This window comes from Acinetobacter sp. GSS19 (assembly GCF_028621895.1).
Lineage (GTDB): Bacteria > Pseudomonadota > Gammaproteobacteria > Pseudomonadales > Moraxellaceae > Acinetobacter.
Genome location: NZ_CP117520.1, coordinates 1,092,611 through 1,116,720 on the forward strand (window position 1 = coordinate 1,092,611; position 24,110 = coordinate 1,116,720).

The following is a 24,110-nucleotide window of genomic DNA, read 5'->3' on the forward strand; positions in this document are numbered from 1 at the left end:
CAGGATGGTAATGATGAAGAAAATAAAAATGCTGTTATTAGCAATGGGGATGGGGTTGTCCGCATTGAGCCATGCTGCAGGATATGGGGTGGTAGATCTGGCAAAAGTGGTTGAGAATAGCACTTATCTGAAGCAGCAGAATACCAATCTTGGTCAGACAATTAAGCCATCGACGACCAAATTGGAACAGTTGAGCCGTGAAATCGAAGCACTCAAAAAGCAGGCGCAAACTGCTCCTGCTACTGAAGTCGCTCAATTGCAAACGCAATATCAGGCAAAAGTGGATGAATTCAATCAGATTCAGCAACAGTTGCAAAAAACCGTGCAGGGAATTCTGCAAACCATGAATAAAACCATGGAGAGTCGGGTTAAACAGGCCGCGGAGCAATTGCGTCAAGAAAACAAATTAGATTTTGTTTTGAATAAAAACTCTGCGCTTGCTTATGACGCTAAGTATGATTTAACTGATAAAATGATCCAAAAGGTTAACGCATACAAATAATCAATGAATCGTCATCAATACCGTTTAGAAGATTTGGCTCATCTGGTCCAAGGTGAGCCAGTCGGCCAAGTAGATCTTAAACTACAAGGGCTTGCAAGTTTAGACGCTGCTCGAAAACAGCATATTTCCTTCGTCAATGCAGATAAATATCTGGATCAGGCACGTCAGTCACAAGCAGGAGCCTTGATTGTAACCGCAGATCTTCGAGAAAAAATCCCCGAACATCAGAACTTTATTGTTGTCGCTAATCCTTATCTCGCTTTTGCTATTTTAACTCATGTCTTTGAGAAGAAAGTCGCGGAACGAGGCATTGAAAGTACAGCACAGATCCATGAGTCAGCCATTATCGCGGATAGTGCTTATATTGGGCACTATGCAGTCATTGGTGAAAATTGTGTGGTCGGCGATGACACAGTCATCCAATCACATGTAAAAATAGACCATGGGGTTGAAATTGGTAAACAATGCTTTATTGATTCACATGTGACCTTAACAGGTGAATGTAAAATAGGCGATCGTGTACGTATTCATGCCAATACTGTCGTCGGTAGTGAGGGTTTTGGCTTTGCCCCTTATCAGGGAAAATGGCATCGTATCGCCCAGTTGGGTTCAGTGCATATTGGAAATGATGTCCGAATCGGTTCAAATTGTAGTATCGATCGAGGCGCCCTCGATGACACGATTCTTAAAGATGGTGTGATTATTGATAATCTTGTGCAAATCGCACATAACGTACAAATTGGTTCAAACACCGCGATAGCTGCAACTTGTGCGATAGCTGGCAGCACTAAAATTGGCAAAAATTGTATCCTAGGTGGTGCATGTGGGGTCGCAGGGCATCTGACTATTGCGGATAATGTGACACTTACAGCAATGTCAATGGTCACAAAAAATATTTCTGAGTCAGGGACGTATTCTTCAGGCACCAGCTTTATGGAAAATAGTCAGTGGAAACGTTCTGTTGTACGTCTGAGACAATTAGCAGATGTGCCATTGACCCAACTGATGAAACGACTTGATCATATGCAGGCTCAAATTGAGTCTCTTGAATCAACTTTTAAATTGCGTAAGTAGACATATGATAACTGAGTCAAAATCTCCAGAATTTACTATTCCTGAATTGCCAATGCACAGCCAGACGTTGCGTGAATATCTACCGCACCGTTATCCGTTCCTGTTGGTAGACCGTGTAACTGAAGTACATGAAAATAGCATTGTGGGTTATAAGAACGTTTCAATTAATGAAGAATTCTTACAGGGGCATTTTCCTGAATATCCTATTATGCCGGGTGTGCTCATCGTTGAAGCACTTGCTCAAATTTCAGGTGTATTAAGTTTCATCATGAATGGTGAGAAGCCAACACCAGGATCTTTATTTCTCTTTGCAGGTGCTGAACGCGTACGTTTTAAAAAACAAGTGGTTCCAGGTGACCAACTCGTATTAAAATCTGAGTTGGTAATGCAAAAACGTGGCATTTACAAATATAATTGTACGGCTACTGTTGATGGCATTGTTGCAACCACAGCCGAAATCATGATTTCGCACCTTAGAAAATAGAGCAGGCATGAGCAATAACGATCTAATCCATTCCACCGCTATTATTGACTCATCCGCAGTCATTGCTCCCGATGTTCAGATTGGTCCTTACTGTATTATTGGTCCAAACGTGACGATTGGTGCAGGTACAAAACTTCATTCGCATGTGGTGATCGGCGGTTTTACCCGCATTGGTCAGCATAATGAAATCTTTCAGTTTGCGAGTGTGGGTGAGGTTTGCCAGGATCTGAAATACCGTGGTGAAGAAACCTGGTTAGAGATTGGTGATCATAACCGGATCCGCGAACATTGCAGTCTGCATCGTGGTACGGTTCAAGATAACAGTTTGACCAAAATCGGTAGTCATAATCTGCTCATGGTAAACACACATATTGCCCATGACTGTATCGTCGGTGACCATAACATTTTTGCCAATAACGTGGGTGTCGCAGGTCATGTTCATGTAGGTAGTCATGTAGTGGTTGGTGGTAACTCGGGAATCCATCAGTTCTGTAAGATTGATTCCTATAGTATGATCGGTGGCGCTTCTTTAATTGTTAAAGATGTGCCGGCTTATGTCATGGCTTCGGGTAACCCTGCACATGCCTTTGGTTTAAATATTGAAGGAATGCGTCGTAAGGGTTGGTCAAAAGATGTAATTCAAGGTTTACGTGAAGCATTCAAGTTGATTTATAAAGCCAATCTTACGACTGAACAAGCAGTTGCACAGATCCGCACAGAAATTCTTCCACAGGTGCCTGAAGCACAGTTGTTAGTGGATTCACTTGAGAATTCCGCTCGTGGTATTGTGCGTTAATTGTTAAGTTGCATAAAAAAAGACACCCTAGGCGGTGTCTTTTTTTATGCAGGCATGTGCGAAGCAGATTTTATTTTTTCACAAAACCTGCTTCTTCAGACTTTGGATAAGTAGCCAACAATTTTGTGCGATATTGACTGGCTAAGATATTATTGCGGTCAACGTTCTTGGCAATACTGTAGAGTTGATACAGAGCACGGGGAGCCTTTGCTGACTGAGAAAATTTGGTGGAGACTATCGTATAATTCTTTTTCGCTTCCGCATAGTTTGGCGGATCAATCGCTAGATTAAATTCAGCTAACCAGTAATAGGCATTACCTGTGTAAACGCTGTTTGGATGGTTCTTCACAAAATTTTGCATGGGGGTAATGGCTTTTTTTGCTCCCCCTTGCTTATAGGCGTCTAATGCCACTGTGTAGGCTGCTTTTTCCAATTCACTCGATTCTGCTATTTTGCTTGCAGCCGTTATTGATGGGGGCGTACTTGCTATTGCAGAACTAGGCGTAGTTACTTGGGAAGTCGGTACGGCGGCTGGTTGACTTGGTGTTACAGTATCTTGAGGGGGTGTCTGATTCTCTTCTTCAGTAGATGTTTCAGGTTCAATTTTTTGTTGTAATAACTGTAGACGCTGATCTAGATCGGTATAGCGATTGGTCAGTTCACTTTTTAGTTTTTCAATTTCATTTTCTTGTTCTTCTAGTTTGCCCCGTAGGCTGCGAATATCATTTTCCAGTTGCTGATTCTTTTGAATGAGCTGCCAGTTTAAATTGCCTGCAGGTGATTCTTGTGGAGCAAGGGCATAGCTTGGGCTGCTGCGATTTGATTCACTCAAAGCACGTGATTCAATCGGAATATTGGCATAAACGGAAGCGGAACCCATTAGGGCAAGTAGAGAGAAAACATGCTGTTTGAGCATAAGAGTGTAATCCATCGTGTAATGCAAAGGGTATAAAGCCATTAGCTAAAGCTAGCAGATGCTTTTACCACCATAATTGAGTAATAGTGCCATTTAAAACGGCTCGTTTATGAATTGCAATCATGTTTTACAATGTTCAAGTATTTTTATTTAAATCTTATTGAGTGATCGGGCATTTTTATGGGGGGAATTATCATTATCTCTATATATTTGTTGAGGAAATAAGCAAATAGTATGGGAATGTCTCAAAATGAGTGGCTGGGGCTTGCAAGTTAATGAAAAATCTCTATACTCTGTTCCTGCAATGGTAGCCCTGCTGGTGGCTTCGCAATTGTACTCTGTAAACCCCGCCAGGACCGGAAGGTAGCAACGGTAGCAGATCTATAATGTGCCGAGGTTTTGCTAGTAGGGTTGCCACCATCATTCTTCTGTCGTTCGACAAATTGCTTTCATTATCGCTTCCATATCAAAACCTCTATATTGCAAAAAGCGGATCTGCTTGGCTTTGGTTTTCATATCTGGTGCGACTGCTGTTCCAAATTTCTTAACTTTTAATTGATAAGCCTGTTCAGCCCAATCCATTTCTTGTAAATCTTCAGCAATCAAAAGCGTATCGATCTGTTTATCTTTGAGTGCCTGTTTGATCCGGTTGGGTCCCTTGCCACGACGAATTTGGCTATTGACGATGAGTTCGGCCACACGCTGATCACTCTGATAGTGGTTTTCACTCAGTTCTTCGACCAGATGTTCGACTTCCTGTAAATCCGCTGCATGCAAACCCAGTTTGGCAAGTAGCTCTGCTTTGGAGTATTCCCGTTTGGTCAGTAGGGCAAAGGCATAAGAGCGTAAACGGCTGCCAGTCAGGAGCTGGCGCTGAGGTTTTTCATTTGCTGTCATATTGATCATGATCCCTTGATGTAAAAAACGCCCCGAAGGGCGTTTTTTATTGAATATCGGTTAGCCTTCTAAAAAATCAGGTTGTTCATCATCTTCAAGTTCTGCATTCGCAGGTGCGCTATTGGCTGAGGTTAGCAATTGATCGCGGATCATGCGTTCAATTTCGTCTGCCAAAGCCAGGTTTTCTTCTAGGTAACGGATAACATTGTTTTTACCTTGGCCAATTTTATTGCCCTGATAAGAGTACCATGCACCAGCTTTTTGGATTAGATCTTGTTGTACCGCTAAATCAACTAACTCGCCCATATGGTTGACCCCTTTGCCATACAGAATTTGGAAGAGGGCTTCTTTAAATGGTGGAGCCATTTTGTTTTTCACGACTTTAACTTTGGTTTCCGAACCAATAATCTCATCGCCTTCTTTGACTTGACCTACGCGGCGAATATCCAGGCGTACAGAAGCATAGAACTTCAGGGCATTACCACCAGTAGTGGTTTCGGGGCTACCAAACATCACGCCAATCTTCATACGGATCTGGTTGATGAAGATTACCATACAGTTAGAACGTTTGGCATTACCGGTGATTTTACGCAGTGCCTGACTCATCAAGCGTGCCTGCAGACCCATGTGGGAATCACCCATTTCGCCTTCAATTTCGGCGCGTGGCGTCAAGGCGGCCACGGAGTCGACGACAATCAGGTCAATCGCACCTGAACGAACTAGCATGTCGGCAATTTCTAGTGCCTGTTCACCATTGTCTGGTTGAGAGACCAGAAGATTGTCGATGTCGACACCCAGTTTACGTGCATATTGTGGGTCAAGTGCATGTTCTGCATCGATAAACGCACAGGTGCCACCAGCCTTTTGACATTGCGCAATTGCTTGCAAAGTCATAGTGGTTTTACCTGAAGATTCAGGACCGTAGATTTCCACGATGCGGCCTTTTGGCAAACCGCCAATGCCTAACGCGATATCTAGGGTAAGCGAACCTGTTGATACGGCTTCAACCGCCTGAACCGTGTTATCACCCAAACGCATGACGGTATTTTTACCAAATTGCTTTTCAATCTGGCTTAAAGCAGCATTCAGCGCTTTACTCTTATTCTCATCCATCTCGTAACCTCAAAACGATACACATTCACTATTCACTTAAGTGGATGGTTAAACTTTCAACTTGTTTCCACCGTTTTATAGTGACAGATCTTTCTTTTATATTCCATGTCATATCCGTCTGCTACGACATGATATGACGTCCTGTTTTAATCATCATTATAAGACCAATGCTGGTCATATTGTTGATCATTATCCTGTTTAAACTTGCTGATTTGACGACGGTCCTTTTTGCTTGGTCGATGATCAGGTCGTGCTAGATTATGCAATTTTCGTTGCGATGCGATTAATTCCCGACGAGCAACACTGACTTCTGTCTCGCGATACAGTTGCTGAGCGATCGGTGCAGGTCCACGTACAGCTGAAAGGGCTTCTACAACCACGGTTTTACGATCGAAACCCTGTTGAATCGTCAGTTCCATACCAATACGGATTTCTTTGGAGACTTTCACCCGTTCATTGTTGTGGTGGACTTTGCCACCTTCAATGGCCGCTTTAGCCATTGAACGGGTTTTAAAAAAACGTGCAGCCCAAAGCCACTTGTCCACACGCATACTTTCAGTGGTCGAAAGGTCAAGCTGTTTTTGCATCGAGGTCCTTTAAATTGAATTGAGCGAGTAGGGGAAGGAATTCGGTTAAATGATCAATAGCGGGGTAGTCAAGTTCATGTGACTGGCGCTGTGCTTTTTGGGTGGAGGGTTGGGTTATGGTCACCAAATGCTGGATCCCGAAACGTTGCGCACCAGCAAGGACGGCTGCAGTGTCATCGATTAATACAGCCTGGGTTGGATCGAAAGGATGCATGGATTGCAGGATCTGCCAGAACTCAACATATTCTTTGGAATAGCCGATCTGCTCACTGCTGATCATCACGTCAAAATAGGGTTGTAGGTCGACATTCTCAAGCTTAAGCGCTAGACCAGCACAGTCCGCATTCGTTACTAGCCAGCAGCGATAACCTTGCTCTTTGAGCATTTTGAGTAGTTCAAAGCAACCCCTACGAGGTTTGATGTGTGCCTGGAATTCTTTTTGCAGCTCTAACGTATCGACACCGACTTTTTCGGTCCAATAACGTGATGAATACCAGGAAATGGTATGTTTATGTTGCTGATAAAACTCAAACAAAGTGGCCTGGCTCTGCTGTAATGAACAGTGATGAGCAAGAGCATGACGTTCCGGTAAACGGTGATTCCAGATCAGATCATCGAAGGCCAAATCTAAAAGAGTACCGTCCATGTCAAACATGATAATCGGTCGGGTCATGTATGTTTCCTTATGGTACAGCAGGCTTGAAAATCGATCGGCACAGCGAAATTTTGCATGTTAAGGTGGCAACCTTGAGTTAATTTTAAAAGTCGAAATTTCATGAGATTTGAGTATTTGGCTTTTAGTCTTTTGCCAGAAACTTTGTTTATAGAATGGTGTGTTTTTCGGAATATTCAAGTCTATTTTAATGCGAGAATTTTGCACGCGCCTTTAAAAACCAGTACAGCGACAATTGAACCAATGATCAGGTCAGGATAGGCAGACTGTGTGACATAGACCAGTATTCCTGCCACAATGACACCGACATTGACGAGGACGTCGTTGGAAGAAAAAATCCAGCTTGCCTGCATATGTACCCCATCTTCCTTGTGACCAGAAATTAAATACAGGCAGTAAGCATTACCGGCAAGGGCAATCAGGCTAATGATCATCATTAACCCTGCCTCAGGTTCACTGCCAAATATAAAACGTCGGATCACATCGCTGATCACCATAAAGGCCAATAAAATCTGTAACCAGCCGGATATATGTGCTGCTTGCAGTTGATATTTTTGTGCTTTACCGACCGCATATAACGCGATGCCATAAACGGCAGCATCAGCAAACATATCCAGAGAGTCTGCAATCAGACCTGTTGAGGAAGCCAAAATACCCGTGACCAGTTCAACGATAAACAGCACAGCATTGATGGCTAACAGTGCGAGTAGAACTCGGCGCTGTTGTTCGGGGCTGTTTTGCACTGGTATTGAAGCATGAATTTTAGATGACGATTGTAAAGTACTGCCCAAATGTAATTGTTCAAGTGCAGAGCTAATCGCGGCTGTATCTCCTGAATGTTGAACTTCAAGCGTGCGCTGTTTGAGATCAAATGTGAGATGCTGGATATGCTTTAAGGGGGCTAAAGCCATACGGATCATTTGTTCTTCTGCTGGACAATCCATCTGTGAAATGTGGTAACACGTCGTATAGCTGATTTCTGCAGGGTTTGTAGCTGATACTGTTTGCAAGCATTCAGCACCTAAACGCAGGCTTTCTAAGGCTGTTGTAATTTCTTCTGCACGATCTTGATGCCAAACAGTCAATTTACGCTGTGGCAAATCAAATTTTAGTTGCTGAATTTGGCTGATATTGGCAAGCTTCATTCGGATCAATTGCTCTTCTGAAGAACAGTCCATCTGTGGGATTTTATAATCACTAATAAAGGAGAGTGTTGGTTCAATCAAAACAGCACGCTGTGGTGAGTCCGCTGGAGTCGATTTACATCCGCAGCCGCTCATAGTCATTTTCCCGATAGATAGCCTTGAGCGTTCAAGATTAGAGAATCCATTCTGATTCTACAAGGTGTGGAGTAAGGCGGGTGACGTAAGTGTGTGCTCTTTTCCAATGTTGAAAGTCAACAGCAATGCACCTATACAAGCTAGTCTGAAAGACTAATAGGTGTTTTAAGCAGGATTGGTCTAATATAGGAAGAAGAAATACCTTGAGTGATCAATCTGGAAGTGGATTCATAGACAGTTGTTCTTTTAACGGTATCACATTTATAAATCTTTCCAGATCTAGCACGCAGGTGATGTCTGTTGTTCAGCATCAGGTCGTGTGGAGATAGGTAATCTATGTTTGTACACACTCAAGCACCTACTGATGAGCTGATGCTCAAATTACTGCCTATTTTACAACAGGCTGGTCAGATTTTACTGGAGGAGTATCAGGCTTACTGTGCCGGTCAAGATTTTGATATCGATGAAAAGCATGATCAGTCACCCGTGACGCAAGCAGATTTGAAAGTCAATGCTTTTTTATTGGCACAGCTGGCAGAGCTCACCCCCAATCTTCCTGTGCTTTCTGAAGAGAGTGATTATTCGCAGCGCCATCACTGGCCACGTTGCTGGATGTTAGACCCGCTGGATGGAACCAAAGAGTTTATCCATGAGCGTGATGAATTCACCATCAATTTAAGTTTGATTGAGCAGCATCAAACTGTGCTGTCAATTATTGTGGTGCCTTGTGAGCAGGTGGTTTATCTGGGCTATACGCATGAGTTGCCTTACAAATATCAATTTTCACAGCAGGTCTGGTTACAGTACTGTTTGCAGCCACGTGCAGAGCAAACCATCCAGGTGGGCTTAAGCCATAACAGCCGTGATCCGCGCTATCAAAATTATATTGAATGGATTGAGCAGCATAAGCCTGTAGTGCGTCGTGAAGCGGGCAGTGCATATAAATTCTGTATGATGCTCGAGGGAGAAATTGATATCTATCCTCGTTTCCACCCGACCTCTGAATGGGATACCAGTGCAGGTCAGGGACTTTTGGAAAGTATTCAAGGTGGTTTGTTAACTTTACAAGGTAAGCCTTTTGTGTATAACCAGCGCGATACAGTATTAAATGAAGGATTTATCGCATTTGTAAGTCCTGAAACACGTCAGCTTGCCCTGGATGCCTTACAAAATCATGATAAGTGTAATTAACGGTTCCTCTGTCGTATGGATGGGGTATAGTGAAAGCATAACTCAGGATAGAAACAGATAACGTCATGTCTCTCGAACTGCTACCCTCCAGCATGTTACATGCTATTGATTTGCTTCCCGATGCTCAAACACCGGTGACCTTGTTTACCCGTCATTCGGTAAGAGAAATTCAGGACGGGCAGGGACTGGCCGGCTATGATTTGCAATTAACCCCGCAGGGGCGTGAGCTTGCTCAAGCGTGGGGAGCATACCTGATTCAAAATACCGGTCGTGTAGTGCAGCATTGTATTTCCAGTCCGATCCAGCGTTGTATCGATACAGCGGCATTGATGATTGAGGGTGCAGATCAGGTCAAGCAATCCCAACATAATACACATCGCATTGAAATTGTGGAGCAGGGCTTATTGGTTGAGCCTGGCAGTTTTGTGTTGGATATCAAGCAAGCCGCACCGTATTTTAAGCAACAAGGTGCATTGGGATTTATTAACAGCTTTGTTAATAATGCATTACCCGGTATGAAACATCCGATTCATGGGGTAGCTGATGTGCTGGAGCTGATTTATAACACCCATCCACAAACCGCGCAGGGCTTAAGTTTGGCAGTGAGCCATGATACGATTATTGCCGCGATTATTGCGGTCATCTCAGGACACAAGCAAATTGCCCAAGAAGACTGGCCAGCAATGATGGAAGGGCTATTTGTTTGGTTTGAAGGTGAAGAATTTAGTAACAGTCAACTGAAATGGATCTGGCGAGGTAAGGTACAGCAGTTGCATATTCCAGAATTTTTACAGCGTCATTCTGTACACTAACAATTTGAAAGAAATACAATTTTTATAACAGGATATCAATCTTTAGTCATAAAAAAAGCCCTGTGAAGGGCTTTTTTTACATGCATCAATTAGTTAGCAGCAAGTGCTTTAACTTGAGCATTTAAACGGCTCTTATGACGAGCAGCTTTATTTTTGTGGATGATGCCTTTATCAGCCATACGGTCGATTACAGGAACAGCTTTTTTGTAAGCTTCTGTAGCAACAGCATAATCACCAGCAGCGATTGCACTTACAGTACGTTTGATGTAAGTACGAACCATAGAACGCAAGCTTGCGTTGTGTTTACGCGCTTTAACGTTTTGACGCGCACGTTTTTTAGCCTGAGCAGAGTTTGCCACTCTTGCACTCCTTGAAATTGATTGGTCTGGGCGGGCTGTAGTTTAAACTGACATTTGCCAGAACACACTATCACCAGCCCGTAAACAAGTGCCATATTTTGATGAAATGGCACACCGAAGTCAAGCTTTGAGACGCTTTGACAACATTTTAGATGAAGATAAAAATGAAAGAAAACGTTAGATTATAAGAAATCTCCGGAGATAGAATAAAAAATGACTAAAATCATTAAGAAAGCAATTGTACTTGGGGCGAGTGGTCTGGTTGGGCGAGCCTTGGTGCAAAGCTTGCATGAGCTGGGGCAATGCGAACAAATCACAGTGATTGTAAGGCACGCGATTAGCGAGTTTGAGCATCTGGAAAAAGTCCAGCAATTGGTACTCGAAGATTTTCTCCTGTTAAATGATGAGGATGTGAATGGCCATACCCATGCGTTTAGCTGTTTGGGGACGACCTTGAAAAAGGCAGGTTCTCGACAAAATTTTTACGATATTGATTTTGAAATCAATGCGCATTTTGCTGATCTGTTACAAGATAAACCGATTCATTACCTATTGGTGAGCACACTCGGTGCAGATTCAAATTCCTGGTTTTTTTATAATCAGGTCAAAGGCGAACTCGAAGACTATATTCAGAGTTTGAATCTGGCTCAGGTGTCTATTTTTCGACCGTCGCTGTTATTAGGACAACGTCAAGACACACGTGTTCTGGAGCATTTTGCCCAAAAAGCCTATGGCATTGTTGAACCTTGGATTAAAAAGCGATTTCGCTATAAACCGATTTCAGCACAACAACTGGCTCATACTATGGTCGAGGTTGCACAATCGCAAACGGAAGCCTTTCAAATTTATGATAATTTAAGCCTACAAAAAAACCGATAGATGCGGAGAGAGAAATGACTACAGCAGCATTTGTAACCTGTGATTTACTTGATGATCATCCTGAGCTGGACTTGCAAGTGGTAAGCCCTTCATTGGATGGTAAATTTTTTAAAAGTTACGGAGCACGCAAAACCTTTGGTGGGCAGGTAGTCACTGTAAAATGTTTTGAAGACAATTCTCGAGTCAAAGAGCTGCTTGCAACCGACGGAACAGGGAAAGTTCTGGTTGTGGATGGCGGCGCTTCGATGCGTTGTGCCTTGATGGGGGATTTAATCGCTGAATCTGCGGTAAAAAACCATTGGAATGGTGTGATTATTTACGGTTGTGTACGTGATGTAGACGCGATTGCTCAGCTGGATCTCGGCGTCCATGCTTTGGCCGCTATTCCGCAAAAAAGTAACCGTAAAGGTCTAGGTGAAGTTGATATTACTTTGCATTTTGGTGGTGTTACCATTCAGTCCGGTGATTACATTTATGCAGATAACAACGGTATCGTGGTGGCAAAACAAGCTTTGGTGAATTTAGCCTGACGAGTCGATGCCTTAAACAAGTAAAACCCTTGCTATTTTTACTCAATAAAAAAGACAGATAAATCGTTTATCTGTCTTTTTTATGATGGATAGGAAAAGATTTTACTCAAAACGAAAATACATAAAATCTAAACGTGTACTTTAAAAATCAATTGTTCGGATAAGAAACGGGTTCTTCTGAACTTGCTAGATGCTGAGTCAATATAAAATAGCCTAAGCATGTAAACAATTACTTCTGTAAATCAAACAAGTGTGGAAAAAACCTAGTTAAAATAGATGTAATATTTTTTTGAATCAGAAAAGGATGAGGAAATGTTAAAGAAGCTCACTGACCTCTTTAAACCAAGCGCTAAGGAAACTGAAGAGCAAGTCTATTTACGTGAACAGAATATCCAGTTTGATCCGGAACAGGGTCCAATTGTTGATGGTATTGTCGTGAATCTTCTGGCTGCACGATTGGAGTATTTTTCTAACCGAAAACTTGAAAATTTTAATGATCTCAAAAAACTGTTTGAAATTACCCCGCAGATCAACGAAAAAATTGATCTGGAAATCGCCACGCAACGTTTTGTGGAGCGTTTGGGTAATACTCAGGCTAACCTAAATGAGTTGAAACAGATTATCCAGAAATTGAATGCTTACTTTGTGAAATTTCAACGAAATAAATAAAAATGAGAGTGCTCAGAAGGGCAGATTAGTCAATTCCAATAGGCTCGTTTTGGCTGGAGTCAGGTGCAGAATAATTGTGAGTTACCACATCATCGAAGTTGAGAAAAATTAACTAAACTGACGTTCGCATCATGCTAGTATTAGCAACAATGTCATTTAGGCCCAGATCTATCTACATGTTTCAAAAAGAAATCTCTCAGCTCAATTTGTCACAGCTCAAAGCCGGTGAAAAACGTTGGATCGGTTCAATTTTAGGCTCAGCAGCAGCATTAGTCTTTAAAGAAATCAGTGAACAGTCACAGCAGCTTCTGGTGATTGTTGCGCGAAATAACCAGCATCTGGCCCAATTAGAAAGCGAACTGGAATTTTATGGGGTGAAACCCACGATTTTTCCTGATTGGGAAATTTTGCCTTATGACCGTCTTTCTCCGCACCAAGACATTGTTTCTGAACGTTTGTCCATCTTGTCCAATATGCCAAAACAGGGCATTTTGCTGCTTTCGGCATCCACGCTTGCGCAGCGTGTCGCGCCGGTTTCCTGGATTCTAGGTGAACATTTTGATATTCAGGTCGGTCAGAAATTTGATCTGGAGCAACAAAAAAGCCGTCTGATTCAGGCAGGTTACCATTTGGTCGATACGGTATATGACCATGGTGAGTTCGCCGTTCGTGGCAGTATCATGGATATTTATGCATCAGGTCAGCAGTCGCCGATCCGCATCGACCTGTTTGATGATGAAATTGAAACGCTACGATTTTTTGATCCTGAAACCCAGCGTACAACCGAAAGTTTGCAAAGTTTCAGTATCTTGCCGGCCAAAGAATTTCCCTTAAAAGAAGCACGCTCGACTTTTAGAGATCGCTACGCGGAAAGTTTTCCTACAGCAAATCCAAAGAAAAATCCGATCTATCAAGATGTATTGGAAGGCATTGCGACGCCCGGATTGGAATTTTATTTTCCACTTTTCTTTAGTAAAGAGATGATGCAAAGTCAATCAACCCTTGCATCGTACTTACCAAGGAATTGCATTGTCATTACAAATAAGCAGATCGAAGGGGAGCTGACTGCTTTTTGGAAAGATGTCATCCGTCGTTATGAAGAACGTCAGCATAATATTGATCAGCCGATTTTACCGCCAGAAGAGATTTTTATTCCGGTAAATCAGATCTTGTCCATGCTCAATCAGTTCCCGCGAATAATTGCATCTGCTGATGAGGTGGAACTCAAGGCGGGAGCGCTGAATTTAGAAACGCAGGAACCGCCTAAACTCCCAGTTGATCCGAAGCAAGAGCAACCTTTTTTTAGAATCAAGCAATATGTTGAGGCGTCAAATTCACCTGTATTGTTGGTTGCAGAAAGTGCGGGACGCCGTGAAACGCTGAAAGATGCACTTAGAAGCAGTCTGGGTGAAATCCCAAGCGTACAGAATTTTGCCGAATTTATCGCACAGAAACACGCTGTAGCCATTACCAGTGCACCTTTAGACCGTGGTTTACTGCTGACGGATCAGCTCTCCGTTATTTCAGAAAATCAGCTCTATGAGCATCGTGTTGTACAGCGACGTCGTAAACGTCAGCAGGAAGTGTCGGAAGAATTTTTAATTCGCAGCCTGACAGAACTGAATATTGGTGCTCCCGTAGTACATATTGATCACGGTGTAGGGCGGTATGCTGGTTTAATGACCCTAGAAATTGATGGGCAAACCCATGAATTTTTGCAACTTGATTATGCAGAAGGAGCCAAAGTTTATGTACCTGTGACCAACCTGCATCTGATCAGCCGTTATAGTGGCGGTGATCCGGACTTGGCACCTTTACATAAGCTGGGAACCGATACTTGGAATAAGGCAAAACGTAAAGCGCTCGAGCAGATCCATGATGTAGCTGCTGAGTTGCTGCATATCCAGGCACGACGTCAATCTAAACCTGGCTTTGCATTCGAGCTCGATCATACTCTGTATATGCAGTTCGCAAGCGGTTTTGCCTATGAAGAAACACTGGATCAGGCCAATGCAATTGAAGCTACCTTGCATGATATGCAGCGTGCACAACCCATGGATCGTTTGGTCTGTGGCGATGTTGGCTTTGGTAAAACCGAAGTTGCTATGCGTGCAGCCTTTGTAGCGGTACAGAACAATAAGCAGGTAGCGGTACTGGTGCCGACTACCTTACTGGCTCAACAGCACTATGAATCCTTTAAAGACCGTTTTGCAGATTGGCCGGTACGCATTGAAGTCTTATCGCGTTTTGGTTCGAGTAAGGCACATTTGAAGACCATCGAGGATTTGATTGAAGGTAAAGTCGATATTGTCATTGGTACCCATAAAATCCTGCAGGAAAATGTACAGTTTAAAGATCTGGGTCTCATGATTGTGGATGAGGAACACCGTTTTGGTGTGCGCGATAAAGAACGCATTAAAGCTATGCGTGCCAATATTGACATGCTTACGCTAACGGCAACTCCTATTCCACGGACCTTGAATATGGCCTTTAGCGGTATGCGTGATTTGTCGATTATCGCGACGCCTCCGGCACGACGCCTTGCGGTGAAGACCTTTGTCACGGAACACACTGGCGATGCGATTAAGGAAGCGATTCTGCGTGAGCTATTGCGTGGGGGGCAGGTGTACTTTCTGCATAATGAAGTCGAAAGCATCGAGCGCGCTGCTGAAAATATACGTCAAATGGTGCCTGAAGCCCGTGTCGCAGTGGCTCATGGGCAAATGCGTGAACGTGAGCTCGAACAGGTCATGCAGCAATTTTATCATAAAGAATATAACGTGCTGGTGTGCTCGACCATTATTGAAACCGGGATTGATGTGCCAAATGCCAATACTATTTTGATTGATCGGGCAGATAAACTGGGTCTAGCTCAGCTACATCAGTTGCGGGGCCGTGTTGGACGTTCCCACCATCAGGCCTATGCCTATTTACTGGTGCCTTCGATCAAACATCTGAAGGGCGATGCGGAAAAACGTTTGGATGCCATCCAGCGTGCGTCAACCTTGGGTGCTGGTTTTATGTTGGCTACTGAGGATTTGGAAATCCGTGGTGCAGGAGAGCTGCTTGGTGAGCAACAAAGTGGTTCGATGCAGGCGATTGGTTATAGTCTTTATATGGAAATGCTGGAAAAAGCCACCAAAGCCATTCAAAAAGGCAAGACGCCGAATTTCGATGCACCGCTATCGCTGACTGCAGAAATTAACCTGCACATGCCGGCCTTAATTCCAGATGATTATTTGGGAGATGTACATCAGCGTCTTTTATTCTATAAACGCATCAGTAATGCCGACAGTCAGGAGAAATTGGATCATATCCGTATGGAATTGATTGACCGTTTTGGGATCTCGCCACAAGCAGTGAAACAGCTTTTCAGTGTGCACCAAATTCGTTTACAGGCCGAACAGTTGGGCATTACCAAGGTTGACCTTAATCGCCAGGGTGGACATATTGAATTTTCCCCCGATACACCGGTGCAGGCGGTTAGTATCATTCAATTGATGCAGAAGCATCCAACGTATTACCGAATGGATGGTGGTCAACGTCTGAAAGTGACAGTGGAACTCGAAGATTATGCGAAACGCTTACAGTTCATTCATGATGTGCTGAAAGGTCTGTTACAAGACTTGGCGAGATAAGGCTGATGTAACGGAATCCTATACAGGACTTCCGTTACATTTCACGGATTGTCCAAACAAACAGCATTTATTCCAACAAAGGCTTGATTATTTAAAGAGATTCTTTAAAGTGCTGATATTGGGTATAAAAGTGATACGCTGATTTGGCATAAAACCCTTTACGTACAATATTCACACCACATCTGATGTGGTAGTATTAACCATCATAGTTATTGCATCATTTATAAAGATATGTTTAGTTTGCACCCACAACTTGCTCAAGATACTTTTTTGGTTGGCGATTTTCCGCTATCAACATGTCGTTTAATGAATGATATGCAATTCCCATGGCTGATTTTGGTACCACGTGTACCAGGCGTCACTGAGTTATATGAATTAAGTCAGGCGGATCAGGAACAGTTTCTGCGTGAATCGAGCTGGTTATCCAGCCAATTATCCCGCGTGTTCCGTGCAGATAAAATGAATGTAGCGGCTTTGGGGAATATGGTGCCCCAGTTACATTTCCATCATGTGGTGCGTTATCAGAATGATGTGGCATGGCCAAAACCAGTGTGGGGCACACCAGCAGTTCCTTATAGCAATGAAGTCCTTGCACACATGCGTCAGACCTTGATGTTGGCTTTGCGCGGGCAAGGTGACATGCCATTTGATTGGCGTATGGATTAATCCAGATCGGTTTCCTGTCACGCGTATTGCGCGTGACAAAGATTTGAGCATTGGGGTGCCATTGTGCCATTAGCAAGCTGGGTTGAGAAAGAACCAAGACAATTCGCGTATTTCCATCGCCTGATGGGGTATTTGATGCTGTCTTTGTTAGTGGTCATTTATTATTACACGGCACCTGATGTTAACTACCAGATTTACACCCCACTGTTTTTTTTATTTGTTCTTCTGATTCACCCTAAATTATCACGTTGGCTACTGTATCGTTATAATAAAAGAATTAATAATTATGTGATGTTCGCTCTAGATGTGATGGTGGTTGCGGTCACTTTATCGGCTGTTCATCTGAGCTTGGTCCTGAGTTTTATTGCCTTATTTGCTTTGTTGTATACGGCAATCAATAACAAAATTCCATTCCTGATTGTCTCAATGGCAAGTTTGTTGGGTATTACAGTTTTCTACCTGAGCAATATCTTTATCTTTGGTTTTGCTGAATATTTTGATCACACCAGTACCGAACTGATTGTATTGGGTTTTATCTGTCTCATTGCTTACTTTGGTGTCGGCAGCTTTTATCAAAACCAGCGTGCGAGTTTCCTTAATAAAAATCGTCAGCATTATTATGAGGAAATGAACCGTTATATGGAGCTGGCCAATCAGCTCAGCCGCTATGCACCGCTGCAGTTATGGCAATCCATTATGCGTGGAGAGGCACAAGCTAAAATTGAATATAAACGTAAGAAAATGACCATTTTCTTTTCGGATATTCAAGGCTTTACCGAATTATCTGAAACCCTGATTCCCGATGATTTGGCTTTCTTGCTTAATGATTATCTCAGTCACATGACCGATATTGCGAAGCAATATGGTGGCACAGTTGATAAATTCATGGGTGATGCCATCCTGATTTTCTTTGGTGATCCACATTCGAATGGTGTTGCCCAAGATGCGAAAACTTGTGTAGAAATGGCTTTGGCCATGCGACAGCAAATGAAGCTGTTGCGCGAACGTTGGGTGAAAATGGGCTATCCGGCATTACATATCCGTATGGGCGTGAGCACGGGATATTGTCATGTGGGTAACTATGGGGCTACTCACCGTATGGCGTATACGATTGTTGGTCGAGATGCTAACTTGGCTGCCCGTTTGCAAAGTGCAGCAAAAGTGGATGAAATTCTGATCTCTGATGATACCTATCAGCTGATTAAAAGTGATTTTCTGTGTTCGCCGAAGCCCCCTATCTTTCTGAAAGGTATTCAGGGGCCGGTGAAGACTTGGCAAATCATGGAAAAATATAATGTTCGTAAACTCGATAATCAGCAATGGTTTGATTATGAATACAAAGGTTTCCATCTTCTGTTGAATTTAGATGAAGCACAAAATTTCGAATATCCTGAGCTGATTAAGGTGCTCGAAAACATGATCCAGCGTTTAGAATTACAGCGTAAGCTGACAAATTCGCAAGGGATCGTGAAATTGCATATTGAAGACGAAGTGATTCAGATGCCTAAACGTGATACGGTATCCTCTGTGTCACAACACCAAAATATATAAAATTCAAGCAAATAAAAAACCACTCAACTGAGTGGTTTTTTATTGGAGAAGTTAGTGACTTTCCGAAGCATGATTGATGGTGTATTTCGGAATCTCAATTTCTAGATCTTCATCCTCAACAATCACCTGACAGGAGAGACGTGAATCTGGTTCTAAGCCCCACGCACGATCAAGTAGGTCTGCTTCAACATCGTTCATTTCTTCCAGACTGTCAAAACCTTTACGTACAATCACATGGCAGGTTGTACATGCACATGACATATCACAGGCATGTTCAATCTTGATGTTGTGATCGAGCAGGCTTTGGCAAAGATTGGCATCTTTTTCAACTTCAAACTCAGCACCTTCGGGGCAAATTTGTGCATGCGGTAGAACTTTAATACGTGGCATAATCTTCACCTATGGTTAGTTTGAGTTTGACCAGTCATCCAACTTAGTGCCTTTTAAGGCCTGATCAACATGTTGATTCATACGTAATGCAGCAAAAGCATCACTGTGGACTTTCAGTTGTTGTACTGCATTTTCAATCGATTTGATATCAGCATGATTGAGTTGTAGTTCTAACTGAAGTTTTGCTTCTTGTAGCGCTGTCAGTTGTTGCTCAGTCAACAAATGAGCATCGGCTTTCAGGGCTTGTTCCAAAGCTTCTAGTTCCCGTTGAGCTTCCACTTTGGTTTCTTGAAGATGACGTAACTGTTTGTCTTCTTCCGCAAACTTGAAACCTTCAAGTAATAAGCGTTCGGTATCGGTTTCCGATAAACCATAGGATGGCTTAATGTCGATATGGGCTTGTACACCTGAAGTGGTTTCTTTGGCAGTTACAGTAAGCAAACCATCTGCATCCACCTGGAAGGTGACTTCAATACGGGCTTGGCCCGCGGTCATTGGTGGAATGCCACGCAATACAAAACGGCCAAGTGAGCGGCAGTGCTCGACGAGATCACGTTCACCTTGTACTACATGAATCAGCATTGCTGTCTGACCATCCTGATAGGTGGTGAATTCCTGACGACGTGCCACTGGAATCGCGGTATTGCGTGAAATTAGACGTTCAACTAATCCGCCCATCGTCTCCAAACCTAGAGACAGTGGAGTAACATCCAAAAGTAATGAGCCATCTTGGCTATTACCAATTAATTGATTCGCGGTAATCGCCGCACCAATCGCAACGACTTCATCTGGATTGATTGTACAAAGAGGCGTTTGTTGGAAAACTTCAGCAACGACTTTCTGTACAGCATAGGAGCGTGTTGAGCCACCTACTAATACGACATTTTGAATCTCATCCAGTTCAAGTTTAGCATCACGCATCACGCGTTTACATACACTGATGGTTTTGTCCAAAGCGACTTGGATGATCTCTTCAAAGGTTGCACGGTCGAGCTGTAAAGTTTGCCCAACCATCTCTAGAGAGACAGAGGGATGATCTGTGAGAGTTTCTTTGGCTTGACGTGCAGCGACAATCGCATGGGCATATTGCTGATCATCCAGGATGTCCAGATTTAACTGTTTTTTGGCCCATTTTACAATCAGGCGGTCTAAGTCATCACCACCGAGTGCAGTATGGCCACCTGTCGCTAAAACTTCAAAAACGCCTTGTGAAAAACGTAAAATAGAAACGTCAAAAGTGCCGCCACCCAAGTCATAAATGACATAGTTGCGGTCGGTTTCTAGATTGGTTTCTTGATCTAAACCGTAGGCCACAGCAGCAGCAGTAGGTTCATTGAGTAGACGTAATACGTTTAAACCGGCTAACTGGGCTGCATCTCGTGTTGCTTGGCGCTGTGCTTCATCAAAATAGGCAGGAACGGTAATGACTGCACCATTGATCGGATTTTGCAGGCTTTTTTCAGCACGTTCTTTTAACTGCTTAAGAATTTCAGCAGAAATTTCAACTGGAGTTTTACGTCCTGCACGTGTTTCGAAAGCAGGCATTTCATTGGCTTCACCCACCAGATCATAAGGATGCTGGAATTTTATGTCTGCTTGTGAACGTCCCATGAAACGTTTGACAGACACAATGGTGTTTTTCGGATCGCTAGTAATGAACGGTTTGGCTTCATCGCCATATTCAGTCGAGTTTTCCGAATAATGAACAATAGAAGGAAGTAATACACGACCTTGTTCATCATTAAGGACTTTGGCTTTACCTGAAAGCACTGTTGCTACAAGCGAGTGGGTAGTTCCCAAATCAATACCAATCGCAATACGGTGTTCATGCGGCGCACTTGATTGACCTGGTTCTGCAATTTGCAAGAGTGCCATGTTTAAATCCCTTGAAAACAAATCATGATAGGTTTGGTTTAGAAGTCATCATCGAGGTTAAAGCTGTCATCATCAAGTAGTTGATCTTCAGCTTTTTCAATATCATTCATGACACGTTGGAAGAAGCGTAATTTGCGTACGGTATCACGTGCTTCAGACCAGTCTTCATCCTGATAATCAATCTTGAATTCTCTGATGAGTCCATCAATCCACTGTTTAACTTCGTCTTTTAGGGTTTGAAGTTGTGTGGAATCCTGGGCTTCATCCAGTTGTTCACGGATTTCGAGAGCGGATTGTAGAAACTCAAAATCATGAATGGATTGGTCGAGGTGATGATCCTGTTTTTTTAAGGCCAACAGATAAGCGGCACGACTATCAACTGCAGACAGGACTTTATAGGCCTGATTAATCTCACTCGATTGAATCAGTGCCTGTTCTTTGTCGGTTGCTTTATCAGGATGATATTGTTGCTGCAATTTTAAAAACTGTGATTTTAAAGCTGCTAAATCAATATCGAGTGCTACAGGAAGGTCGAACAACTCAAAATGATTCATGGGAGACGATTTCCACGATAATTAAATGCAATTAAAACAGTGTAATATACACTGTTTTAATGCTCAGTGAAGAGGGGTGGCTTAAACAGTGAAGGATTCACCGCAACCACATTCACCTTTTTTATTTGGATTATTAAATTCGAAGCCTTCATTTAACCCATTTTTCACGTAGTCCATCTCCATACCATCAAGATAGACTAAACTTTTTGGGTCTACGAACACTTTAACACCAAACTGTTCAAATACTTGGTCATGTGCATCGATGTCATCAACAAACTCAAGCACATAGGCCAAACCTGAACAGCCTGAAGTTTTCACTCCAACGCGAATGCCTTCACCCTTACCGCGATTTTTTAAGTAATTGCTGATATGAGTTGCAGCATTTTCAGTTAAATGGATCATGAAAACTCCGTTAATTTATCCAGGTCACACTACAATTAAGCTTGCGTTTTTTTGCTACGGTAATCTTCAATCGCAGCTTTAATTGCATCTTCTGCAAGTACAGAACAGTGTACTTTTACAGGAGGTAACGCAAGTTCTTTCGCGATATCGATATTCTTAATTGCCTGTGCTTCGTCTAGAGTTTTTCCTTTTAACCATTCGGTTACTAACGAGCTAGATGCAATGGCTGAACCGCAACCATAAGTCTTAAAGCGTGCTTCTTCAATCACACCTTCATCATTGACTTGGATTTGCAAACGCATCACGTCACCACAAGCCGGTGCACCGACCATACCTGTGCCTACGTTTTCAGCATTTTTGTCTAGAACGCCCACATTACGAGGGTTTTCGTAATGATCAATTACTTTATCACTATAAGCCATGTTGCTTCTCCAAACCTCGGGGTCAGCCTAATATTAATATGAGGGGTAAAACACTAATTTCAACGAATTAGTGTTCTGTCCATTCAACTTTAGAAAGATCAATCCCGTCTTTGTACATATCCCAAAGCGGTGAAAGTTCACGTAATTTATTTACAGCTGTTTTTGAGATTTCGATGACATAATCGATATCTTCTTCAGTGGTATATTTACCAAAACTGAAACGAATTGAGCTGTGAGCGAGTTCGTCAGAAAGACCCAATGCACGTAATACATAAGAAGGTTCTAGTGTCGCTGATGTACATGCTGAACCACTAGATACCGCTACATCTTTCAATGCCATCATTAATGACTCACCTTCAACAAAGTTGAAGCTGACATTCAGGAAGTTCGGTACGTTTTGGGTTGGGTGACCATTTAGGAATACTTGTTCAAGCTCTTGTAAGCCATTCCAAAGTTTGTCACGTAAAATACGCAGACGTGCTTGTTCAGCTTGCAGATTTTTCCCAGCGAGTTCAAACGCTTCACCCATACCTACAATTTGATGAGTTGCTAATGTGCCTGAACGCATACCACGTTCGTGACCGCCACCATGCATTTGGGCTTTTAAACGCACGCGCGGGCTACGGCGTACAAAGAGAGCACCAATACCTTTAGGACCATATGCTTTATGGGCAGAGAAGCTCATCAAGTCTACTTTTAAAGTTGAAAGATCAATTTCAACCTTACCGGCGGCCTGTGCAGCATCTACGTGGAAGAATGTTTTGTTGGCACGTGTCAATTCACCGATCGCCGCAACATCAGTCACAGTTCCAAGTTCGTTGTTCACCATCATTAATGAAACAAGAATGGTATCAGGACGAAGGGCAGCCGCTACCATTTCAGGTGTGATCAAACCGGTTTGTGGTTGTGGCTCAAGATAGGTGATTTCAAAACCTTCTGATTCAAGCTCACGGCAAGTGTCCAAAATCGCTTTGTGTTCAATTTGGCTCGTAATGATGTGCTTGCCTTTAGAAGCGTAGAACTGTGCTACACCTTTAAGTGCAAGGTTGTCGGACTCTGTTGCACCTGAGGTCCAGACAATTTCACGAGGATCCGCTTTCACCAAATTAGCGACTTGTTCACGCGCATATTCGACTTTTTCTTCTGCTTGCCAACCATAAGCGTGCGAGCGAGAAGCAGCATTACCGAATGTGCCATCAAAGGTTAAACATTCCATCATACGTTCAGCGACTTGAGGATCAACTGGGGTGGTTGCTGCGTAGTCAAGATAGATCGGACGTTTCATGTCAAATACCTGTAACCGATAAAAGGGCGGAATCGTAAGCTGAAGTGTTTTGGCGAATGGCGACGGTTTGTACGTGGTCACGTGCAACCAGATCAGCTAGGGTGATTTTGGCGAGATAATCGGCAATGTGGTGGGAGAGTTCGTGCCATAAATCGTGAGTCAAGCACATTGCACCATTTTGGCAATTGCCTTTATGGTCACAACGGGTGGCATCGACTGTTTCATTTACAGCTTCAATAATCTCTAAAACAGTGATGTCTTCAGGCTTACGTGCTAAATGGTAGCCTCCATTTGCACCACGAATGCTGGAAACTAAACCATGACGCTTAAGTTTGGCAAATAATTGCTCAAGATAGGCAACTGAAATAGTTTGGCGAGCTGCGATTTCTGCGAGCGTGATCGTTTGTTCAGTTGGCTGCAAAGCTAAATCAAGTAGAGCAGTCACCGCGTAGCGACCGCGAGTAGTAAGACGCATGATTCGATACACATGTTTAGACTAGATGATTTGATTTTATGAATCCTGACTAAAATAGTCAAGTTTTTTTAATATTAGTATGCTTGATTT

The 24,110-nt window shown here is 43.0% G+C and carries 26 protein-coding genes and 1 other RNA gene; 13 read left to right on the forward strand and 14 right to left on the reverse strand.

Annotation, left to right across the window (positions count from 1 at the left end):
* Positions 1-13: 13 nt before the first annotated feature.
* From PGW99_RS05280 to lpxA, 4 genes are read left to right on the forward strand one after another with little or no spacing between them, the layout of a single operon-like run.
* Positions 14-502, forward strand: coding sequence for an OmpH family outer membrane protein (locus PGW99_RS05280; protein WP_273779160.1), 489 nt, complete (start codon positions 14-16; stop codon positions 500-502).
* 3 nt (positions 503-505) lie between these two features.
* The gene (lpxD, locus tag PGW99_RS05285) at positions 506-1,576 is read left to right on the forward strand and encodes a UDP-3-O-(3-hydroxymyristoyl)glucosamine N-acyltransferase (protein ID WP_273779161.1); all 1,071 of its coding nucleotides are present in this window, start codon (positions 506-508) and stop codon (positions 1,574-1,576) included.
* Between the two features lie 7 nt (positions 1,577-1,583).
* Positions 1,584-2,060: a 3-hydroxyacyl-ACP dehydratase FabZ gene (fabZ, locus tag PGW99_RS05290; protein ID WP_273779439.1), complete on the forward strand. Its 477-nt coding sequence runs from the start codon at positions 1,584-1,586 to the stop codon at positions 2,058-2,060.
* Positions 2,061-2,067: 7 nt separating this feature from the next.
* On the forward strand, positions 2,068-2,856 hold the full coding sequence (gene lpxA, locus PGW99_RS05295; RefSeq protein WP_273779162.1) for an acyl-ACP--UDP-N-acetylglucosamine O-acyltransferase: 789 nt from the start codon (positions 2,068-2,070) through the stop codon (positions 2,854-2,856).
* A gap of 70 nt (positions 2,857-2,926) precedes the next feature.
* Here lpxA and PGW99_RS05300 read toward each other — a convergent pair whose 3' ends face one another.
* Positions 2,927-3,772, reverse strand: coding sequence for a YbgF trimerization domain-containing protein (locus tag PGW99_RS05300; protein WP_273779163.1), 846 nt, complete (start codon positions 3,770-3,772; stop codon positions 2,927-2,929).
* 314 nt (positions 3,773-4,086) lie between these two features.
* On the opposite strand from PGW99_RS05300, the gene ffs reads away from it, so the two are divergent.
* Positions 4,087-4,183: signal recognition particle sRNA small type (gene ffs / locus PGW99_RS05305), an RNA gene on the forward strand.
* A 9-nt stretch (positions 4,184-4,192) separates the two neighbouring features.
* Here ffs and PGW99_RS05310 read toward each other — a convergent pair.
* The 5 genes from PGW99_RS05310 to PGW99_RS05330 all read right to left on the reverse strand — a co-directional run bounded on the left by PGW99_RS05310 (position 4,193) and on the right by PGW99_RS05330 (position 8,322).
* Entirely contained in the window at positions 4,193-4,678 is a 486-nt protein-coding gene (locus tag PGW99_RS05310) for a regulatory protein RecX (RefSeq protein WP_273779164.1), read from the reverse strand.
* 51 nt (positions 4,679-4,729) lie between these two features.
* Positions 4,730-5,782: a recombinase RecA gene (gene recA / locus PGW99_RS05315; protein WP_273779165.1), complete on the reverse strand. Its 1,053-nt coding sequence runs from the start codon at positions 5,780-5,782 to the stop codon at positions 4,730-4,732.
* Between the two features lie 146 nt (positions 5,783-5,928).
* The gene (locus PGW99_RS05320) at positions 5,929-6,369 is read right to left on the reverse strand and encodes an RNA-binding S4 domain-containing protein (RefSeq protein WP_273779166.1); all 441 of its coding nucleotides are present in this window, start codon (positions 6,367-6,369) and stop codon (positions 5,929-5,931) included.
* Positions 6,353-7,042 carry an HAD-IA family hydrolase gene (locus PGW99_RS05325; protein ID WP_273779167.1) on the reverse strand — a complete coding sequence of 230 codons (690 nt, stop codon included), beginning with the start codon at positions 7,040-7,042 and terminating at the stop codon, positions 6,353-6,355. Before PGW99_RS05325 ends, PGW99_RS05320 begins: the two co-directional genes overlap by 17 nt.
* Before the next feature lie 182 nt (positions 7,043-7,224).
* Positions 7,225-8,322: a cation transporter gene (locus PGW99_RS05330; RefSeq protein WP_273779168.1), complete on the reverse strand. Its 1,098-nt coding sequence runs from the start codon at positions 8,320-8,322 to the stop codon at positions 7,225-7,227.
* 336 nt (positions 8,323-8,658) lie between these two features.
* Here PGW99_RS05330 and PGW99_RS05335 point away from each other — a divergent pair, with 336 nt between their 5' ends.
* Both PGW99_RS05335 and PGW99_RS05340 read left to right on the forward strand, forming a co-directional pair.
* Positions 8,659-9,513 carry a 3'(2'),5'-bisphosphate nucleotidase CysQ family protein gene (locus PGW99_RS05335; protein ID WP_273779169.1) on the forward strand — a complete coding sequence of 285 codons (855 nt, stop codon included), beginning with the start codon at positions 8,659-8,661 and terminating at the stop codon, positions 9,511-9,513.
* Positions 9,514-9,578: 65 nt separating this feature from the next.
* Positions 9,579-10,325, forward strand: coding sequence for a phosphoglycerate mutase family protein (locus tag PGW99_RS05340; RefSeq protein WP_273779170.1), 747 nt, complete (start codon positions 9,579-9,581; stop codon positions 10,323-10,325).
* Between the two features lie 89 nt (positions 10,326-10,414).
* Here PGW99_RS05340 and rpsT read toward each other — a convergent pair whose 3' ends face one another.
* On the reverse strand, positions 10,415-10,684 hold the full coding sequence (gene rpsT / locus PGW99_RS05345; RefSeq protein ID WP_273779171.1) for a 30S ribosomal protein S20: 270 nt from the start codon (positions 10,682-10,684) through the stop codon (positions 10,415-10,417).
* A gap of 213 nt (positions 10,685-10,897) precedes the next feature.
* On the opposite strand from rpsT, the gene PGW99_RS05350 reads away from it, so the two are divergent.
* The 6 genes from PGW99_RS05350 to PGW99_RS05375 all read left to right on the forward strand — a co-directional run bounded on the left by PGW99_RS05350 (position 10,898) and on the right by PGW99_RS05375 (position 18,617).
* Positions 10,898-11,563 (forward strand): nucleoside-diphosphate sugar epimerase, encoded by a 666-nt coding sequence (locus PGW99_RS05350; RefSeq protein ID WP_273779172.1) that lies wholly within the window; start codon positions 10,898-10,900, stop codon positions 11,561-11,563.
* 14 nt (positions 11,564-11,577) lie between these two features.
* Positions 11,578-12,093, forward strand: a complete 516-nt coding sequence (gene rraA, locus PGW99_RS05355; protein ID WP_273779173.1) for a ribonuclease E activity regulator RraA — start codon at positions 11,578-11,580, stop codon at positions 12,091-12,093.
* A gap of 312 nt (positions 12,094-12,405) precedes the next feature.
* Positions 12,406-12,762 (forward strand): hypothetical protein, encoded by a 357-nt coding sequence (locus tag PGW99_RS05360; RefSeq protein ID WP_273779174.1) that lies wholly within the window; start codon positions 12,406-12,408, stop codon positions 12,760-12,762.
* Between the two features lie 176 nt (positions 12,763-12,938).
* The gene (gene mfd, locus PGW99_RS05365) at positions 12,939-16,400 is read left to right on the forward strand and encodes a transcription-repair coupling factor (RefSeq protein WP_273779175.1); all 3,462 of its coding nucleotides are present in this window, start codon (positions 12,939-12,941) and stop codon (positions 16,398-16,400) included.
* Positions 16,401-16,631: 231 nt separating this feature from the next.
* Positions 16,632-17,066 carry an HIT domain-containing protein gene (locus tag PGW99_RS05370; protein WP_273779176.1) on the forward strand — a complete coding sequence of 145 codons (435 nt, stop codon included), beginning with the start codon at positions 16,632-16,634 and terminating at the stop codon, positions 17,064-17,066.
* A 63-nt stretch (positions 17,067-17,129) separates the two neighbouring features.
* Positions 17,130-18,617, forward strand: coding sequence for an adenylate/guanylate cyclase domain-containing protein (locus tag PGW99_RS05375; RefSeq protein WP_273779177.1), 1,488 nt, complete (start codon positions 17,130-17,132; stop codon positions 18,615-18,617).
* A 51-nt stretch (positions 18,618-18,668) separates the two neighbouring features.
* Here PGW99_RS05375 and fdx read toward each other — a convergent pair whose 3' ends face one another.
* The 7 genes from fdx to PGW99_RS05410 all read right to left on the reverse strand — a co-directional run bounded on the left by fdx (position 18,669) and on the right by PGW99_RS05410 (position 24,020).
* On the reverse strand, positions 18,669-19,007 hold the full coding sequence (gene fdx / locus PGW99_RS05380) for an ISC system 2Fe-2S type ferredoxin (RefSeq protein ID WP_273779178.1): 339 nt from the start codon (positions 19,005-19,007) through the stop codon (positions 18,669-18,671).
* Positions 19,008-19,022: 15 nt separating this feature from the next.
* Positions 19,023-20,882 (reverse strand): Fe-S protein assembly chaperone HscA, encoded by a 1,860-nt coding sequence (gene hscA / locus PGW99_RS05385; RefSeq protein WP_273779180.1) that lies wholly within the window; start codon positions 20,880-20,882, stop codon positions 19,023-19,025.
* A 38-nt stretch (positions 20,883-20,920) separates the two neighbouring features.
* Entirely contained in the window at positions 20,921-21,436 is a 516-nt protein-coding gene (hscB, locus tag PGW99_RS05390; RefSeq protein WP_273779181.1) for a Fe-S protein assembly co-chaperone HscB, read from the reverse strand.
* A gap of 81 nt (positions 21,437-21,517) precedes the next feature.
* Positions 21,518-21,838, reverse strand: a complete 321-nt coding sequence (gene iscA, locus PGW99_RS05395; RefSeq protein ID WP_273779182.1) for an iron-sulfur cluster assembly protein IscA — start codon at positions 21,836-21,838, stop codon at positions 21,518-21,520.
* A gap of 35 nt (positions 21,839-21,873) precedes the next feature.
* Positions 21,874-22,260, reverse strand: a complete 387-nt coding sequence (iscU, locus tag PGW99_RS05400) for a Fe-S cluster assembly scaffold IscU (RefSeq protein ID WP_273779183.1) — start codon at positions 22,258-22,260, stop codon at positions 21,874-21,876.
* Positions 22,261-22,327: 67 nt separating this feature from the next.
* The gene (locus PGW99_RS05405; protein WP_273779185.1) at positions 22,328-23,545 is read right to left on the reverse strand and encodes an IscS subfamily cysteine desulfurase; all 1,218 of its coding nucleotides are present in this window, start codon (positions 23,543-23,545) and stop codon (positions 22,328-22,330) included.
* 1 nt (position 23,546) lies between these two features.
* Complete coding sequence (locus PGW99_RS05410; protein WP_273779187.1) at positions 23,547-24,020, reverse strand: Rrf2 family transcriptional regulator; 474 nt, start codon at positions 24,018-24,020, stop codon at positions 23,547-23,549.
* Positions 24,021-24,110 lie beyond the last annotated feature (90 nt).